Origin of the sequence: Massiliimalia timonensis, from assembly GCF_900186585.1 — a bacterium.
Classification (GTDB): Bacteria; Bacillota; Clostridia; order Oscillospirales; family Ruminococcaceae; genus Massiliimalia; species Massiliimalia timonensis.
Map to the genome: position 1 here is coordinate 77,461 of NZ_FYDD01000003.1, position 18,057 is coordinate 95,517.

Here is an 18,057-nt window from a genome sequence, read left to right on the forward strand (position 1 = left end):
GGAATCGGCATCAATGAAGAAAAAATATCGTCTTTCCTACTCCAAAACAGGAAACCGGATAAAAGAGAAATAGCTTGACGATCCCGTCATATCTCTCGTTAGCTCGATCGGCAGAGAATGCGGCTGTTGGAATTGCTGGATAAGAGTTTCAAACAGGAAACCTTTAGAATATTCGAAGGAACCGAGAATGATCCTTGGGTTTACACAAACTAAAAAAGAAGCAGAGATTTTTCTCTGCTTCTTTTTTACGTTCTTTGCCTGGTACGGAACTGCCCTGTGTTTCAACAGCGAACAATCCAGATAAAATTTTTATATGACATGCTGTTTTGTCATACTGGGCAGCTATATTCCCGGTGAGTTTCTGAATTCATACGGCGTCTGCCCAACGATTTTTTTGAAAGTCGTATTAAAATAGGAAACGGATTGAAAGCCTGTCTGCTCTGCGATCTGGTAAATTTTCAGTTCTGTCGTGCGCAGCAGTTCTTTGGACTGTTCGATCCTGTAATGGTTGATAAATTCCGGGATCCCTTTACCCGTATTTTTCTTAAATACACGGCTGATATGGTTTTCACTGATTTGAAGATGCTCTGCTATCTCCGCTAAAGAAATGGCGGATTGATAGTTGTTCTGGATATACTGAATAACACGGTTTGTAATAGCATCATATTGTGGCTTGGAGGAAAAGATATGGTTCTGCACCAAAATATCGCAGAAAAGATGCTGGATGTCATCTAAAAATTCCGCGCTTTGGATCTGTGTTAAGATCCCAAAATCAGAAATTCCTAAATCCACTAAAATAATATTGACGATTTCCGCAATAAAATCTTTGATCCGGGCCGGATTGATAACGCCCTGATTGCGAATCAGACTGAAATAGTCCAAAATTGCAGCTGACAGGGTGCTATATTGCCGGTCGATACATATTTTCCGGATTTGGTTTTCCAAATCTTGAAGCGAAGAAAACTTCTGGTCCAAGATCGAAGGGGTGATCTGATAAAAATCAAAGACGTGGGTATCCTTGTGTAGAAAATGATAGCTGGAGGCTAAAATGGATTCTTGATAGCTTTGCGGGATCTTTTGATAGTCATGGTAGATTCCTCCCACACCGATCACAATTGAAATATTCAAATATGTGGTACATAGCTGCACTACATGGTCACAAAGCTTTTTTAGGGCATGATGGATTTGATCAAGGTTAGACATTTTAGAAAAGCTGATCATAATTACTAACCGGTCTTCACGGACATGTAAAATCTCATGTTCCGGGTATTTTTTCAGTGCATTTTCTAATACGCTCAGCAAGGATTCAAATAGCAGGCTGGTATCTTTGTGTTCGTACCGCTGCTGTACTGACTTAAAATTGTAGATGTCCAACGTGATACAGGTCAAATTGCTTTCACGGACTTGGATGAACTTTTCCGTATTTGGCAGGGCGTTCGGTTTGGTCAGCAGGTTGGAAAGAAGCCCCTGATGCAAGGCTTGTCCTTCTTCTGTATCCAGATGATTGATCACTTCCTTATAATTCTGTTCTCGTTTTTCCTGCATGACTTTTTTTCGCACCTTTGTGAGTGCTTCCAAAAGCTCTTTTTGATTCAGGGTGTTTTTTAGGATGTAGTCGTCGGCGCCCCAAACAAGCGCCTGCTTTACCATTTCAAATTCATCATGACAGCTGAGGATGATCGTGTGAGTATGCCAGCCCTTTTCCTTGATCGTTTGCAGGACACTAATTCCGTCGACCATAGGCATGTTAATGTCCAATAGCAGAATATCCGGAGAATATTTTTCAAGCATTTTGATTGCCTGTTCGCCGTCCTCGGCTTCACCGGCAAGCTGAAATTCATATTCCTGCCAAGGGATCAGATTGCGGATCCCGATTCTTGTCAACAGTTCGTCTTCAGCGATTAGGATTTTCTGTATCATGGTTCCTCCACTCTTCCTTTGTTAATATGGGGAGATGTATTTCAACGACTGTGTAGAACTTTTCCTTGCTTCGGATAGACAGGCCGTATTCCTGGCCAAAACTGAATTTGATCCGTTGGTTGATATTAGAAAGACCAATGCTGGTAGAAGTCCTTTGTTTTTTCTCAAAATTTTTTTGGAGCATTTGACGGATGGATTCTTCAGGGATCCCTTTCCCGTTGTCTGCCACCTGAATAGAAAGGGTATTGTCCCGTACCGTTGCACGGACCAGAATAAACCGTTCCTCCAGATCAGAATCAAAGCCGTGTAAAATTATATTCTCAATCACAGGCTGTAGCATAAAGCGGATCGTGGCGTTTTCCAACAGCTCCTCCGGGACCATTACACGGTAATGGATGCAGTCCATATACCGAACATTCATGATCTCCACATACTTTTCTGTGATCTGTAATTCTTCCTTTAAAGAGATCACTTCTTCTTTGTTTTTTGAACAGAAACGGAGAAAATTGATCAAGGAATCTAAAGTGCGGGAAACGCTGGCGGCTCCTTGGATCTGCGCCATAAATTTAATAGAATTTAAGGTATTATAAAGGAAGTGGGGATTGATTTGCGATTGTAGCGCCAATAGCTCGGCATTGTGTTTTTCCTTTTGTTCTAGCTTGATCTTCTGGATTAGTCCATGCAGACGTCGGGTCATGTGGTTAAAGCTTTTGGCGAGTGACCCGATCTCATCATCCGATTCAATTGCCTGTGCGGCCAGATCGCCATGCTCTACTTTGCCGATCGTGGCCTTTAGATCATCGATCGGTTTGGTGATCCGGGAGGCAGTACGGTTGGACAAGAAGATTAAGGTAGTTAATACCAAGGTCACCATGGTGATCAGTACAATAAACAGAATGGCCCCTGGAGAAAAAAGCTGTCCGATCGGGATCAGGGTGGCGACGCGCCAGCCAAACGAATTTTCCTCGGAATTGATCGAAAGGTAATACTGTTTTTTTGTGGGGGAATAATAGATAAAGTTATCCCCTTCATGTTTGACATACTCCCCAGAAAGCTTTAACTGCTCAGAATTTGGAAGATCAGTCTCTTTGTCTGAGATCACGCGGTCGTTCTCATCGATCAGGACGGTAAAGCTTTCTGGGGAAAATTGATTATTTTCCCAGTTTTTTGTGATCTGGTCAATGGAAATGTTGATAAATAAAACGCCCAAAAGCTTGTCTTGATTCATAGAATCAATTAAACAACGGCCTACAGTAAAGCATTGGGTATTGCTTCCAAGCCCTACCAGGCTATGGTACCCGATGACAGAAATTTTTCCATTGTCAGCAAGGATCTGCCGGTACCATTCCGCTTCTCTGATATTGTAATCGGGGTTATAGGAATTGCCGGGCGTTATATAATAGATATATTCGGAATTTTCCGGCAGAAGATATACGGAATAGATCGCAGAATTCATGTGGAAGATCTGCATAGAAAGTGCTTTCTGCATCTCTTGCGTATCATTGATTTTTTCCCATAAGGCTCCGGAGCCATAATCATTGTAGTCCTTTCTTAAAACATCCATGATGTCCTGATCTAACGCGGGATAGCTGGAAAGGGAAGAAATGGATTCGATGGTATTTTCCAGGCTGTCCAGCATGGTGCGGTTCCCGCTATCGATCACTTGGACCGTATTTTGATGAATAAAATACATGCTCAAAACCAGCATCAAAACAGATAACAGGATGTTGGGAATCAAAATAAAGGTCAAAAAACTTTTGACCAATTTGTTGCGAAGCGACTTGCTTTTTGACTTCATATCGGCCTCCGTTCGGCTTTCCTATACCTTATCGTTCTAAGGTAATCGGCATAAAAAAGCCTGAAATCACGGTAAAACGAGCCGGATTTCAGGCGAACGGAAAGGAATGCATTTTTGTTCTGTAAAAGAGAAAATTCCAGCAGGAACAAAGGTTTTTGGCTTTGATTCACCATCTGGAAAAACGCAGAAAATAAATTATCTTATCCTAATTATATCAAAAAAACTGTTTTTGTAAAATTATTTCTGCAAGAATCGTAATTTTTTTTGAAGATAGGACAGGAATTTTGAAGTTTTTTGTGCAGCCTGCTTTTTTGAAACATAAATTTCATAAATTTTCAATAAATAACAGAATTGTGTATTCTTTTTGAATAGAAGGATTTGTTATAATAAGTTCATCTTAAAGGAGGTAGCACATATGAACAAAAAATCAATTGTGGCATTATTGACAGCGTCTTTGTGCGCACTCACCTTAACTGTAACTGGTTGTGGTGATTCTAAAGATGATAATACATCTGGCGGCGGGAATGCAAGCGCTGAAAGCCCTGTAACCATTAAATGGGGTGTATGGGGAAGCTCTCAGGATATTGAAACATTTAACAAAATGGCAGACGGTGTAAACGAAGTTGTTCCGGAAGTGAAAAACATCGAAGTTATGCACTATGCAAGCACTGATGATTTCTGGAGCGGACTTCCTTCTCAGGTAGCTGCTGGTACTGCGCCTGATATGGCTCTGCCTACCAATGAAAATGCTTATGAATTTATCAACGGCGGGTTGTTCATCCCGTTGGACACCGACGCGATCGACGTTAGCAAAATTGATGAAAACGCGATCCGTATCTGGACTGTAGACGACAAGCTCTATGGTTTCCCGATCGACGCTCAGCCCACCTGCTTCCTGATCAACCTTGATATGTGGGAAGCTGCTGGTTTAACAGAAGCTGATTATCCGAAAACTTGGGATGATGTAAGAGCAGCTGCTGAAAAACTGACTACCGATGATGTAACCGGTATCTGTATCAACATGGAATCCACTTTCCACATTACTCAGGTCGTACAGAGCTTCGGCGGCGGCTGGGGTGAAGGTAAAACCATCGACAGCGCTGAAAACGCAGAAGGCTTACAGTGGGTCATCGACATGTTCAAGGATGGTCTGGCTGTCAGCTCCAAACAGATCGGCGACGACTGGGAAGGTACTTCCTTTGCACAGAACCACGTTGCTATGACTATGGGCGGCACCTGGTTCCGTGGACAGATGCAGACTGCTGCGCCTGACACCAACTACATCGCACTGCCGATCCCGCAGAAAGATCCTGCAAATCCGGCGTCCGCATTGCACTCTGACGCGATCGTGATCTTCAAGAGCTGTGAAAACGTTGCTGCCGCTTCTAAGGCTGCTGAATATCTGGCTCGTGAAGACTGCCAGCAGATCCGTGCAGAAGGTACTGGTAACATTCCTTCCATTCCGGAATTGTATGAAAAATACTATGAAGACAACCCGCAGTTTGCTTCTCTGAAAGGTACAGAATCCTACTCGATTCCGTTCGGCTATCCGGCTAAAACCTCTCAGTTCCAGACTGCATTCGTAAACGAAGCGACTAAGGTCCTCTACGATTCCTCAAACAATGGTACTGCAGAAGAAATTCTTGCAGCAGTAGCTGAAACCTATGGCCCGGTAGAATAAGAATTATCCCTCCCCGCACTTGTGCCGGGGAGGGGTTCTCTCTCATTCAGTTTCCTTTCATAAATAGAAAAAGGGTGAGTCCTTGTGAAAAAATTAAACGCTTTTAGTAAAAATAAGTATTCCCAATGGGCGACTGCTTATCTGTTTCTTCTTCCAGCCTTTGTTTTATGGCTGATCTGGTTTTGTATGCCAGTGCTTCAGTCTTTTGGGCTGAGCTTTTTTAAATACAACTATGTTATGTCGAATGACAACCACTTTGTAGGTTTTGAAAACTATGTTAACATCTTTAAAGATAAAGAATTTTTAAACGCATTTGTGCATTCTATTACTATTGTCGTATTCGCTGTACCGATTCAGACATTTTTGTCTTTGATGATGGCGCTGTTAATCAATATGAAATTCCGCGGACGCGGAGTTTTCCGTACCATTTTCTATTCTCCTTATGTAATTTCTCCGATCGCAGTTGCAACAGTATTTATGTACCTGTTTACAGAGGATCAACCGATCGTAAAATTCTTTACCCTGTTCGGTTTAGAAAACACCTCTTGGGCGGTCAGCGTACGGTATGCGCTGCCATTGGTCATCATGATGTACATTTGGCAGCAGTGCGGGTTCTATATGATCATGTTCCTGTCCGGCCTGCAAACCATCTCGCCAGAGATCATGGAAGCGGCAGAGATAGACGGGGCAAACAAGATCCAGACTTTCTGGCATGTTACTTTCCCGGTACTGCGCCCGACCACGTTCCTTGTTATTACATATGGTGTGATCACTTCGTTCCAGGTCTTCGACCAGATCTCTGCGATCGCGGGTCAGGGGATCCTTGGCGCTCCGGGCAACGCATTGTCCACATTGGTAACATATTTCTACCTCAACGCCTTCAAGTACGGTGAAATTGGTTACGGAAGTGCGGCGGCAGTAATCCTCTTTATCTTGATCTTCTTGGCTACTTTACTCCAGAAGAAGTTCTTGGATAAAGACGTCTAAGATGAATTGGGAGTGTGAATATGAGAACATTTGGTAAAATTATCGTTGGGATCGTTTTGGTGATTTTTGCTGTCGCCTTCTTGTTCCCGCTGTTCTATACGGTATACAATTCTCTGCTGCCGGATCAGTATGTAGGAAGCCTTGTATCGCCGAAATACTTCACCCTGGACAACTTTGAGACAATTTTCCTCAATTACCCGGTTGGACAGTGGTTTTTAAACACGATCATCGTAACAGTATGCTGCGTGGTCGGCAACGTAGTTGTCAACTGCATGGCAGGATATGCTTTGTCCCGGTTTGAATTCCCGGGCAGAAATGGGATCTTTTTGGTTGTTTTGGGTTCTATGATGATCCCGTTCCAATTCATCCTGACCCCGGTATATATCCGGTTGGCGGACCTGAAATGGAATGACCATCTGATCGCATTGATCGTACCATTTTTATTCAGCTGTTTGTATATCTTCATGGCGCGCCAGTTCTTCATCTCGATCCCGAAAGATCTGGATGAAGCGGCAAGAGTTGACGGCCTTGGCTATGCGGGGATTTTCTTCCGCATCATTCTGCCGAATGCGGGCCCGCTTTTGACCTCGATTGCGATCCTTTGCTTTACCGGTAACTGGAACTCTTATCTGGCGCCGTCTACCTTTATGGTGACCCGTGAAAACTTCACATTGGCTGTCGGTGTAAAAACGGTCAGGGACCTGATGTATGTCAGAATGAATTTGATTTTATGCGGTGTCGTTATTTTGTCTGTCCCGATTTTGATTGTGTTCCTGTTGCTGCAGAAACACTTTGTAGAAGGGGTAGCAGCTTCTGGTATTAAGGGTTAATTTATCATTTTATTTTGCAAAGACAAAGCTTACTATGAACTAACAAGAAAAGAGTGTGATGAAAATGAGGCGGGATTTCGTACAAGTATCGGGCGAGAACTTTGTAGTCAATGGCGAAAAGATCATGCTGCGCGGTTTTTCGATCGGCAGCTGGATGAACTTGGAACATTTCATGGTTGGGTTGCCCGGGACTGATTCCATGATCCGCAAAGCGTTTGCAGACGTATATGGAAAAAAAGAGGCGGATGAATTTTTTGACTCTTATGTCAAAGAATTTTTGAAGGAAGAGGATTTTCAGCTGCTCAAGAAAATGGGCGTGAATTCCATTCGCCTGCCTTTTAATTATCACTACTTTATAGACGATCAAAATCCGGATCAACCGCTTGAAGCTGGTTTTTACTATTTAGACCGTGTGCTGAAGCTTTGTGAAAAATATGAAATTTATGCAATTTTAGATCTGCATGCCGTTCCCGGCGGACAAAACCCGGATTGGCATGCGGACAATAAAACTGGGGTATCCCAGTTTTGGGATTTTGCGTGCTTTAGAAAACAGGCCGTACAGCTTTGGAAACGGATCGCGGCCCGCTATGCGGATAACCGCTGGATCGCTGGGTACGATGTGCTCAACGAACCGTTTTCAGGCCTGACTGCCGAGCAGTTTAACGGATTTTATGACGAAGCGATCGCGGCGATCCGCGAAGTTGACCCGGACCACGTTCTGCTGTTGGAAGGCGATGACTTTGGAAGAAGCTTTGAGCTGTTCCACGAGCCGCAGGACCCGCAAATCGCCTATGCCGTCCACTATTATCCGTTCGTCATTGACATGGACGTTTTGGACGAAAACGTAGACGACGAACAGCGGATGAAGGTATTTGAAACGGTGTTCTATCGCCAGCTTCGGGCAAAAGAGCGGTTCCACCGTCCAATTTGGTGCGGGGAGACCGGCTTGGAATTTAACCGCGCGCAGTCTGGGTTGTATAAACGGATGATCGAAAAAACGATCGACCTGTGCGAGACAAACAATATTTCATGGTCTTTATGGACTTATAAAGATGCGCAGGTAATGGGGATCATGTTCCCAACAGATGAATCAGATTGGATGAAATTAGTCCGCAATGTTGCAAAAACCTGGTCGCATCATGGCGAAATGGAACGTTCGGCTGAAATTATGAACTGGATCGAAAAGGAATACTATGAGCCCTTTGACCCTGATTTCTGGTATCGGACAGAATTCCGGATCCGTTCTATCCTGCATGCCGTTGCCGTAGAACAGACTTTGAAGACCAACTTAAAAGCGATCCCGTGGGAAGAGATGAAGCAATATCCAAAATCTTTTGCCTGTGAAAATTGTCATAAATATGACGATATGATCCAGCAGATTTCAGAATTGATTTCCCGGTATTGATATGCTATAATGGTTCTGCAGCACAGATAAATTGAATTAAGGAAAAGGAGAGAATTTCTCTCCTTTTTTGCTATAAAAAAGGAGTGCGTACTATGAGTAAATTAGTCATCAACCCGCTCAATCGAAAATCAAAGATCAACAGGGAAATCTACGGTCAGTTTTCCGAGCACCTTGGCAGATGTATCTATGAGGGGCTTTATGTGGGAGAGGATTCTCCGATCCCTAATGTAAACGGAATGCGTACCGACGTAGTAGAAGCCTTGAAAGCGATCAAGATCCCTGTCCTGCGCTGGCCGGGTGGATGCTTTGCGGATGAATACCACTGGAAAGATGGGATCGGGCCGAAAGAAAACCGCAAAAAGATGATCAACACCCACTGGGGCGGCGTTGTGGAAGACAACAGCTTTGGCACCCACGAATTTATGGAGCTGTGCCGTCAATTAGGCTGCAAAGCGTACATCAACGGAAACCTTGGCAGCGGCAGTGTGCAGGAAATGAGCGAATGGGTGGAATACCTGACCTTTGACGGCCTTTCCCCGATGACAGAGCTGCGCAAGGAAAACGGAAGGGAAGAACCATGGGAGGTTGCCTACTTTGGTGTAGGAAATGAGAACTGGGGATGCGGCGGACATATGACTCCGGAGCATTATGCCAATGAGTACCGCAGATATGAAACCTACTGCCGGAACTACCATCAGGACAAACAGCTCTATAAAATCGCCTGCGGCCCGAACGAAGATGATTATAACTGGACCCAGACGGTGATGAAGATCTGCACGGAAAATGTACCGGCAAATGAAAAACGCCTCAATGGGCTGTCGCTCCATTATTATACTACGACGAATGGCTTTGGCGACAAGGGCTCTGCCACTGAGTTTACCCCGGATCAGTACTATACTGTGCTGTCCCGCGGGCTGAAAATAGAAGAACTGATCCGCCGCCACAGTGACATCATGAACCAGTATGACCCGAACAAGGAGATCGGCCTGATCGTTGACGAATGGGGCACCTGGTATGATGTAGAGCCAGGCACTAATCCGGGATTTTTGTACCAGCAGAACACCATGCGCGACGCGTTGGTGGCAAGCACCAGTTTGGACATTTTCCACAAGCATTCTGACCGGGTAAAAATGGCAAATATCGCCCAGATGGTAAATGTATTGCAGGCGATGATTTTGACCGAAGGGGAAAAGATGATCCTTACCCCGACTTACCATGTCTTTAAAATGTACAGCGCGCACCAGGACTGCACCTTGATTGACAGCTTCATGGAAACAGAAGAGATCGGTACAGATGCCGCAAAGGTACCGAACCTGCACGAATCTGCTTCCATCGCGGAAGATGGGACGATCAATCTTTCTGTCAGCAATCTGTCTGCGTCTGAAGCATATGAAGTGCAGTCAATTCTGGTGGAAACCAAGGTTTCTGATGTGTCTGCGATGATCTTAACGCAGGAAACGGCTGCGCATAACACCTTTGAAGACCCAGATCATGTTTGTGCAAAACCGTTTACTGATTTCAAAGTGACTGAAAAAGGGATCGACTTTACCATCCCTGCGTGTAGCGTCGTGCAGTTCGCGATCCGGTAATGGCGCAAAGGGTTTGCAGGCGGTGTCTGCTGAAAGAAATAGATCAAGAAGAATACTTTAAAAATGTGTTCGAGTATATTGCCTCGCTAGATGAGGAGACCCGTACGCCGGAGGACTTATATCAAAAACGGCTTGCGGCCTGCCAGTCCTGCGATAATCTGATCAATGGGATGTGCAGGGTGTGCGGCTGCTTTGTAGAAGTCCGCGCGGCAAAAAAAATACAATCCTGTCCGGGAATTCCCTCCCGGTGGTAACAACAAAGAAGAGGGATCGGCTTATTGCCGATCCCTCTTCTTTTGTTTAAGCATAAGCTAGCACACAAGCCAAAGCGCCTAATTATAAAGCTTCCACAAAATGATTTTCGTAACGGTCCCAATATTCCCGGTATACCCTTTCGTCGTTTCCGTCAAAATTCAGCTGATACATCCTGAACGTCACAAGAAAGTTTTTTGGCTGCCATAGCTCCTCGTAGGAATACTGGTATTTCATCCCCAAAGCTTTCATTACATTTCCGCTGCGGGGATTATTGATGTCATGTGTGGCTGTGATGTAGGTCATACCGTCTTTTTTTACCTGCTCGACGACTGCTTTTGCCGCCTCACTCACAATGCCCTGATGCCAAAATTCCTTTCGCAGCCCATAGCCAAGGTCATGGCTGTCGTCAGTGCTGACATTGATGTAGCCGATCGGAATATCATCCTGTTTTAAGCAGATAGCATATCGGTAGCCGCAGGGCTGCGTATAAACCGCTTCATACCGTTCCTCAAAAAAGGCTTTGGCATCTGCCATTGATTCCAGCGGGAACCATGGCAAATAGATATTTACCTCTTTATCGCGATAGATATCAAGCAATGCTGCCAGATCCTTTTCGGTGAATTTCCTTAAAATCAGGCGATCTGTTTCCAGTGCCGGGGTATTCATTCGCTTTTTTCCTCCTTTATGAGTCTTACGTATTACTTGTTGTGAACTATTCCAAAAGTTTGAGGCGGATCAAGAGGATCATTCATCGATCAAAAGGGTAGTGACCACCTTGCGGTAATCGTTCGCGGTCATACCGACATGCGAGCTAAAGATCCGGTTAAAGTAACGCAGATTTGGGTAACCGGTCTGTTCTGCGATCTCCCCGATTTTTAAGCTGGTGGATTGCAATAAACGTTTTGCTTCGGCAATCCGTTTTTCGGTGAGGATTTGGGTAAAGCTTTTCCCCAGATATTGTTTGATTAGCCGGCTAACATAGGAAGCGTTTCGGCCTACAGCGTCGGCGGCGTCGGTCAGCCCGATTTGGCTGGCGAAGTTTTGATTGATATATTCCTGCACCTTGCTGATGATCAGGTTTCCCTTGTTTTTATAAGACTCGTTGATCGCATCGCAGATTTGCCCAACCCAGCCTAAAAAATACTGCATCAAAAGATCCGGGTCCTGCTGCGCGGTCAAAAGCTGGTTCATCTGGCTGATAAAATAGTTTACCTGTTCCTGTTCCAGATGAAATTCGTGCAGGATAAAGGAAAGGTTGGAAATAATTAGATTGCAGGTCCCCCAGACCAGGTTATCAGGGGCGCCGCGCATTGCTTCAAAGAGGTCTTTCAGGGTACTGAGCGCCTGGGATTTGTTGCCGGATTTAATATGCGTGTTCAAAAAGCTGATTTGGTCATCTACATCATATGCGGCAGACTCTCCCTGCGCAATGTCCTCATAAAAGATCATATCATGGTCTGGGATATTTTTCTGATAATCCAGACATAGGCTCGTTTGTTTTTTCAGCATCTTTAACTGCTGGATCGAACGGGAGGCATTGCTGATCCCAATTTGCAGGGAAACAGAACAGGAGCTTTCGATCGCGGCCTTGGTTTGGGAAAGCAGACGCACTAAATCACGCTTATCCTGCGCGGGCGATCCGCTGGTATAAGGGAACAAAAAGAACAGGATATTGCTGAAGGAATAGCAGATCGGTTCTGAAAAATGTTCTTTCAAGTATTTTTCTACCAGATAAGTATTATAATATTCCTCTTCCGGCTGAGGCTGCGCCATAGATGACAGGCATTGGAACGCTGCCAGCCGGTATTCCTGAAAAGAAAATTGAAACAGCTCTTCCTGCTGTTTGACCAAAGAGGAGTTAGGTTCTACCGGATGGAAGAGCAGCATTTCCAAAAACTGACGTTTTAACAGCTGATAATTATCCGAAAAATAATTGTGGAAGATCTTGTACAGGTTTTGCTGTTTTTTGTTTTGCCGGAATGATTTCTGCGCCCGTTCAATACAGGCAAGGGTAGCCTGCTGTTCGATCGGCTTGAGGATATAGTCAAAAACATTGTACTCAATACCGGATTTGGCGTAATTAAATTCTGCATAGCCGGTGATCAAAATAATGATATGATCCGGAAAATAATCATGGATATACTTTGCCAGATCCAACCCGCTTTTTTGAGGCATCCGGATATCGGTCAAAATAATTTCTGGTTTTTCCTTTTCAAAGATATCCAATGCTTCATCGACATTGGAGGCCCGGAATATCTGCTGGAACCCAAGGGTAGAGCCGGCGACCATATCAACTAATTTTTGCAGGATCAACGCCTCGTCATCGACGATCATAATATTCAAAGAATCACTCCTTTAGACAGTTCGATCATTCGGGTGAATGAAAAAAGTAGGCTTTTCGTTCAATAGATATTGTTGCCAAAACACCTTGAAAAGAGGGGGTTTTTCTGGTTTTTATAAAATTTTGAGGTGATAGAAAAGGTTAAGGAAAACAGGCTAGTTTTGTTTTGGGAAGTTAACGGTGATCTCGGTTCCTCCATTGGAAAGCCGGTGGATTGCAAGCCCATATTCTGCACCGTATAGTAGCTTCAGCCGATGCTGGATGTTTAACAGCCCAATACTGGATTTTTTGCTGAGCTTATGTGGATCTTCGCCCGCGGTATAGCAGTTGATCTCATCTGCAAGCCCTTGGTCCATGCCTTTCCCGTTATCACGGATATAAAAACGGATCCCATCCTCCTTTTCGCGGCCGATGATAGCAATCATTCCTTGGCCGAGCAGGTCGGAAACACCGTGTATCACTGCATTTTCCACTAGTGGCTGTAAAATCAATTTAGGGATCCGATAGGAATAAAGCTCTGGAGGGATATCCACTAAAAACAAGATCTTATCCTGATGGCGCATTTTTTGGATAAACAGGTACTGGTTGATAAAATCAACATCCTGCTGGATCGTGACCATATCCGGCCCTTTAATGGTCATCCGCATAATATTTCCAAGGGCGGTAACTGTTTTTTGCGTTTCCTCAGTTTTCCCCATTCCTACCAAACTATTGATGCAGTCTAATGTATTGTAAAGGAAGTGGGGGTTGATCTGAGCCTGAAAGGCCTTGATCTCTGCATTTTTGATGGAAAGCTCCTTTTCATAAACAGTATAGGTCAGGGTATGCACCCTTTGCAGCATCTGGTTATAAACTTCTGTCAGGTCCCGGAACTCATCGTGAGAGTTCGCCCGGATCAGCGCCTGCTCCCCGAAGGAATCGGTGTCATTCAGCCTTTTGATAAATTGCTGGAATTGCTGGGATATCGTGTTAGAGGCAAATACGATCGCACAAAAGATGATAACGATCGAAAGCACCAGCGCCAGCATGACCAAGATAAAAGTGATCGTAAAATCATGGTACAAGCCGCTTTCGTTGATGATGCCGATAATTTTGTAGCCGCTGTATGCAGATTCATGTGTGATCCCTTTATAAGTATTTCCGTCAAAGCGCTGGGAGGAATTAGATACCAGGGAGGAGCAGTTTTCATCGCTCAATCCAGAAGGGTTAGATACCACCTGATTTTGGTTATCCAATAAGGCAAAAGAAATGTTGTCATTGACATTGTTGGCAATGATCTCTTCCGAAAAGAAGCACAGGTTCAAGTCTAAGATGATCATACCGATTTGATCGTCAGAGTGGTCGATGTCTCCCTGATAGATGGTACGGACAAAATACAAATGGTTTGGCTTCTCGTTTGCCAGATACACCTTTCCGTGCAGTCTGCGCGCATGGGGCTCATACTCTTGGATCAGCATCCGTACATTTCCAAGCGTATAGCTGTACAACGCATCTGTTACAATAAATTCATGATAGTCATTCATCAGGTAGACATTCCGGATATTGACGTCATAAAGGGAATTATCCCCTTTGGTAAAATAATCGTATATCTCAGACTGCATGGTATCTTTCAGGGCAAGATATTCCTCCTGAGAAAGGGCGGCCTGCTCTATCTGTAATGCCCGCTGCATAGTGGGAGCATACAGCAGCTTATCCGTTGATAACAGGAGATCGTCCATATAGCTGTCAAACAGTGAAACCTTTTCCATGATGTTCTGTTCTGCCTGCGATGTGATGAGGTCTTTGGTTTGGCAGTACATCCACAAATAGGCGCCCGCGCCGATAATAAAATAGCTGATCAGCAAAAAAGGGAGCACCACAATGATGAATTTATATTTTATTTTAAACCTGTTTAAAAAACGGGTGATTAGATGTTTCATAGAAAGAACTCCTTGAGTTGACAAATTCACTAATATTATAACTTATTTTTACAACAAAAGCATCAATTTGCGAATGAAAAGTAAAAAACTGTGTACGGAATGTCATAAACTGTGCACTTAATTTGTGCAAAATACTGTGTTATGATAAAGATAACGAAAGACAGAACAAAAAACCTGTCAGATATGTCTTTGTGGGCGGGACAGCCTGCCCAAATATGAAGGAGGATATCAACATGAAAAAAACATCCAAAATTATGAGCATCGCATTGGCAATGCTGATGACCGCGGGTTTGGCGAGCTGCGGCTCTTCTGATGACAAAGGAAACGACGGCAGCAAAGCTGCTTCCAACAGCGGAGAAACTGTAGAAGTAAAAATGGCCGTTTGGGGTTCCGGCGCTGCGGATAACTTCAATAAAGGTGCAGATGTATTCAACTCCCGTCAGGACAAGATCAAATTTTCTGTGGAAATGCAGTCCGGTGACTACAACCAGTTCCTAGGCGCTAAAACCGCTGCAAACGACCTGCCGGATATGTTTTTCCTAAGCCCATACGCACAGGTTGCACAGTTTGCGAAAAATGGCAAGACCTTAGACCTAAGCGACCAGCCGTTTGCGGAAAGGATCTATGATTCCGCGAAAGCAAGCTGCGAATATGACGGAAAGCTTTATGCTTATCCTATGGTTCAGGAAATGCTGGGGATCTTCTACAACAAGGATATGTTTAAAGATGCCGGAATCGAAACCGTTCCAACTACTATTTCTGAATTTGAAGATGCATGTGAAAAACTGAAAGCAAAGGGTTATACCCCTCTGGCTGCTACCTATAAGGATTCCTGGACGGAAAACCATACCTTCAGTTGTCTGCTGGGCGCTGCATTGCAGGATGACATGAACAACTGGATCGAATCTATGAATGCCGGCACCGGTTCCTTTGATGTGGAAAATGCAGATGCGATGTTCCGCTTCCTGGACATCATGAAAGAAAATTCCGGCGACAACTATATGGACGCTGACTCCACCGCAGGCTTTAATGCACTGGCTAACGGAGAAGCCGCGATGCTGTTCTCCGGCGAATTCTCTCTGCTGAATATGGCCAGCATCAACCCAGACCTGCCGGTTGGATTGTTCGCTGTTCCGATGACTGACAATGCGGCTGACGCAAAACTTGATGTTGACGTTGGGATCTGTGTCGCTGTGAACAAAGACGGCAAACACGTTGATCAGACCTTGGAAGTGTTGGATTACATGAGCGATAACACTGATAAAGAGGGCTGGATCGCAAACACCGCTGATTCCTTGGGCGCCGCACCGGTCTGCATGGACTATGAAGGCGCATATACCGCCGATTATCTGACTGATTACCAGAAATATGTAAGTGAAGAAAACACCCGTCCATGGGTTTACCAGCAGTTAGCAGCAGGTACCCAGACGATCGTTGGCGATACCGTGCAGGGTTACTTCGCAGGTTCTAAAGACCAGGCCACTGTTCTGAAAGAATTAGATCAGCAGTACGCAGATTTGATTAGCTAATGAAACATTAGATAATAGAGGGAGCGAGGAAGAGGACACCCTCTTTCCTCGTTCCTTTTTAATGAGGTGAGATAAATGTCAGATTTGCTATACAAAAAGAATCGAAAATTTTATATCCTTTTGATCCTTCCTGCTTTGGCGCTGTATTGTTTTGGGCTGGTGGGCCCGCTGCTGGCCGGGACGATCCCATCTTCCTTTTATGATTGGAACCTGATCGAAGGAAATAAAGACTGGATCGGCTTTGGAAATTATGTAAAGTTGTTTAGCGATACCACGTTTTTACATTCCCTGCTGTTTACCATGATTTTAGCTGTGTTCACCATTATCGGAACCAATATCCTAGCTTTCTTTGTAGCGTTCCTGTTAAATGAGAAAATTTTTGGAAAAACTGTTTCCCGCGCTATGTTTTTTATCCCTAATATTATCAGCGGCGTTATGGTCGCGTTTGTATGGATCTTTATTTTCACCGGCGCGATTCCGTCAGTCGCGGAATCCATTGGATTGGAATCCCTTGCAAACGTCAGCTGGTTTGGCACGCCGACCATGGCAACGGTGAGCGTGATCATCGTCAGCGTATGGCAGGGAACCGGTTTTTTGATGATGCTTTACTTGGCGGGCTTGCAGACGATCCCGCAGGATGTTTTAGAAGCAAGCACCCTTGACGGCTGCACTGGGCTGAAAAAGATCATCAAGATCCAACTGCCGCTGTTGATGTCTACCGTTACGATCAACCTGTTTGTTTCGATCGCGGGGGCGTTCAAAGCGTTTGATATCCCATTCGCCTTGACTGCCGGCGGCCCATCCAAGAGCACCCAGACCGTTGCGCTGAATATTTACAACGATGCGTTTGGCTCCTTTAAAACCGGATACGGTTCCGCAAAATCAGTCATTTTATTTTTGATCATCGCGATCGTTACGATCATTCAACTGAGCATCACTAGAAAACGGGAGGTTGAAGCATAATGAAAGCCTCAAAAGAGAAAACAAAATACGGCGTGCTTGGGGCAGTCGTTTTATTGCTGGGGATCATTTTCATGCTTCCGGTTTTCCTGATCATCAGCAATGCATTTAAACCCAATAAAGATATTTTAACCAATTTCATAGCGCTTCCTACCAGCCTTTATCTGGATAATTTTACTGAAGCTATGGAGATCATGAATTTCTGGACGGTATTCCGGAATACGGTGCTTGTAACAGTCAGCACCGTTGTGATCGCAACCTTGTTCTCCTTCTTCTGTGCATATGGGATCTCGCATCTGAAAGGAAAGATCTCTACCTTCTTTTATATGCTGTTCGTGCTGGGACAGATCATCCCGTTCCACACAGTCATGATCGCGATCTCTGTTTTGGCGACAAATGCGCACCTGAACAATACCCTCATCGGGCTTGTTATCTTTAACAGCGGCTTCTTTACTGCATTCGGTGTAATGACCTTTGTTGGATTTTTAAAGGGGATCCCAAGGGAATTGGAAGAAGCGGCAACCTTGGACGGCTGCGGGATTTGGAGAACCATGATGCAGGTGGTATTCCCGCTTCTGGTACCTACCACTGTAACAGTAGGCGTGCTGTTCTTCCTGTGGTCCTGGAACGACTTTTTGCTGCCGAGTATCTTAAACGGCGATGAAAGCCTTCGCACCATTACCGTAAACCTGTATATGTTCAAAAGCTCTACCAGCGCGCAATGGAACCTGTTTATTGCGGGTCTTACCTTGTCCATGCTGCCGATCGTTGTGATCTACATTTTGGCCCAGCGCTATATCACCAGCGGACTGACCTCGGGCGCCATCAAGTAAGGGGGAAGCT

The 18,057-nt window shown here is 44.7% G+C and carries 14 protein-coding genes; 9 read left to right on the forward strand and 5 right to left on the reverse strand.

What is annotated here, in order from left to right; translation table 11 throughout:
* Positions 1–342 precede the first annotated feature (342 nt).
* Positions 343–1,920 (reverse strand): response regulator, encoded by a 1,578-nt coding sequence (locus tag CIB36_RS02320; RefSeq protein ID WP_093988013.1) that lies wholly within the window; start codon positions 1,918–1,920, stop codon positions 343–345.
* The gene (locus CIB36_RS02325; RefSeq protein ID WP_093988014.1) at positions 1,895–3,718 is read right to left on the reverse strand and encodes a cache domain-containing sensor histidine kinase; all 1,824 of its coding nucleotides are present in this window, start codon (positions 3,716–3,718) and stop codon (positions 1,895–1,897) included. The genes CIB36_RS02320 and CIB36_RS02325 overlap by 26 nt, the downstream gene beginning before the upstream one ends.
* A 415-nt stretch (positions 3,719–4,133) precedes the next feature.
* Here CIB36_RS02325 and CIB36_RS02330 point away from each other — a divergent pair, with 415 nt between their 5' ends.
* From CIB36_RS02330 to CIB36_RS02355, 6 genes are all read left to right on the forward strand, one after another.
* Positions 4,134–5,399, forward strand: coding sequence for an ABC transporter substrate-binding protein (locus CIB36_RS02330; RefSeq protein WP_093988015.1), 1,266 nt, complete (start codon positions 4,134–4,136; stop codon positions 5,397–5,399).
* Positions 5,400–5,483: 84 nt separating this feature from the next.
* On the forward strand, positions 5,484–6,386 hold the full coding sequence (locus CIB36_RS02335) for a carbohydrate ABC transporter permease (RefSeq protein ID WP_093988016.1): 903 nt from the start codon (positions 5,484–5,486) through the stop codon (positions 6,384–6,386).
* 20 nt (positions 6,387–6,406) lie between these two features.
* Positions 6,407–7,216: a carbohydrate ABC transporter permease gene (locus CIB36_RS02340; RefSeq protein ID WP_093988017.1), complete on the forward strand. Its 810-nt coding sequence runs from the start codon at positions 6,407–6,409 to the stop codon at positions 7,214–7,216.
* A 64-nt stretch (positions 7,217–7,280) separates the two neighbouring features.
* Positions 7,281–8,621 (forward strand): glycoside hydrolase family 5 protein, encoded by a 1,341-nt coding sequence (locus CIB36_RS02345; RefSeq protein ID WP_158662552.1) that lies wholly within the window; start codon positions 7,281–7,283, stop codon positions 8,619–8,621.
* Between the two features lie 92 nt (positions 8,622–8,713).
* On the forward strand, positions 8,714–10,210 hold the full coding sequence (locus CIB36_RS02350; RefSeq protein WP_093988019.1) for an alpha-N-arabinofuranosidase: 1,497 nt from the start codon (positions 8,714–8,716) through the stop codon (positions 10,208–10,210).
* The gene (locus CIB36_RS02355; RefSeq protein ID WP_093988020.1) at positions 10,210–10,464 is read left to right on the forward strand and encodes a DUF6171 family protein; all 255 of its coding nucleotides are present in this window, start codon (positions 10,210–10,212) and stop codon (positions 10,462–10,464) included. The genes CIB36_RS02350 and CIB36_RS02355 overlap by 1 nt, the downstream gene beginning before the upstream one ends.
* Before the next feature lie 82 nt (positions 10,465–10,546).
* Here CIB36_RS02355 and CIB36_RS02360 read toward each other — a convergent pair whose 3' ends face one another.
* The 3 genes from CIB36_RS02360 to CIB36_RS02370 form a co-directional block, all read right to left on the reverse strand.
* Entirely contained in the window at positions 10,547–11,131 is a 585-nt protein-coding gene (locus CIB36_RS02360) for a GNAT family N-acetyltransferase (protein WP_093988021.1), read from the reverse strand.
* A gap of 78 nt (positions 11,132–11,209) precedes the next feature.
* Complete coding sequence (locus tag CIB36_RS02365; RefSeq protein ID WP_229408213.1) at positions 11,210–12,799, reverse strand: response regulator transcription factor; 1,590 nt, start codon at positions 12,797–12,799, stop codon at positions 11,210–11,212.
* A gap of 162 nt (positions 12,800–12,961) precedes the next feature.
* Complete coding sequence (locus tag CIB36_RS02370; protein WP_093988023.1) at positions 12,962–14,725, reverse strand: sensor histidine kinase; 1,764 nt, start codon at positions 14,723–14,725, stop codon at positions 12,962–12,964.
* A 233-nt stretch (positions 14,726–14,958) separates the two neighbouring features.
* Here CIB36_RS02370 and CIB36_RS02375 point away from each other — a divergent pair, with 233 nt between their 5' ends.
* The 3 genes from CIB36_RS02375 (at position 14,959) to CIB36_RS02385 (ending at position 18,047) form a co-directional block, all read left to right on the forward strand.
* Positions 14,959–16,254: an ABC transporter substrate-binding protein gene (locus CIB36_RS02375; RefSeq protein ID WP_093988024.1), complete on the forward strand. Its 1,296-nt coding sequence runs from the start codon at positions 14,959–14,961 to the stop codon at positions 16,252–16,254.
* 75 nt (positions 16,255–16,329) lie between these two features.
* Positions 16,330–17,217 (forward strand): carbohydrate ABC transporter permease, encoded by an 888-nt coding sequence (locus CIB36_RS02380; protein ID WP_093988025.1) that lies wholly within the window; start codon positions 16,330–16,332, stop codon positions 17,215–17,217.
* Positions 17,217–18,047 carry a carbohydrate ABC transporter permease gene (locus CIB36_RS02385; RefSeq protein ID WP_093988026.1) on the forward strand — a complete coding sequence of 277 codons (831 nt, stop codon included), beginning with the start codon at positions 17,217–17,219 and terminating at the stop codon, positions 18,045–18,047. The genes CIB36_RS02380 and CIB36_RS02385 overlap by 1 nt, the downstream gene beginning before the upstream one ends.
* Positions 18,048–18,057: the final 10 nt, after the last annotated feature.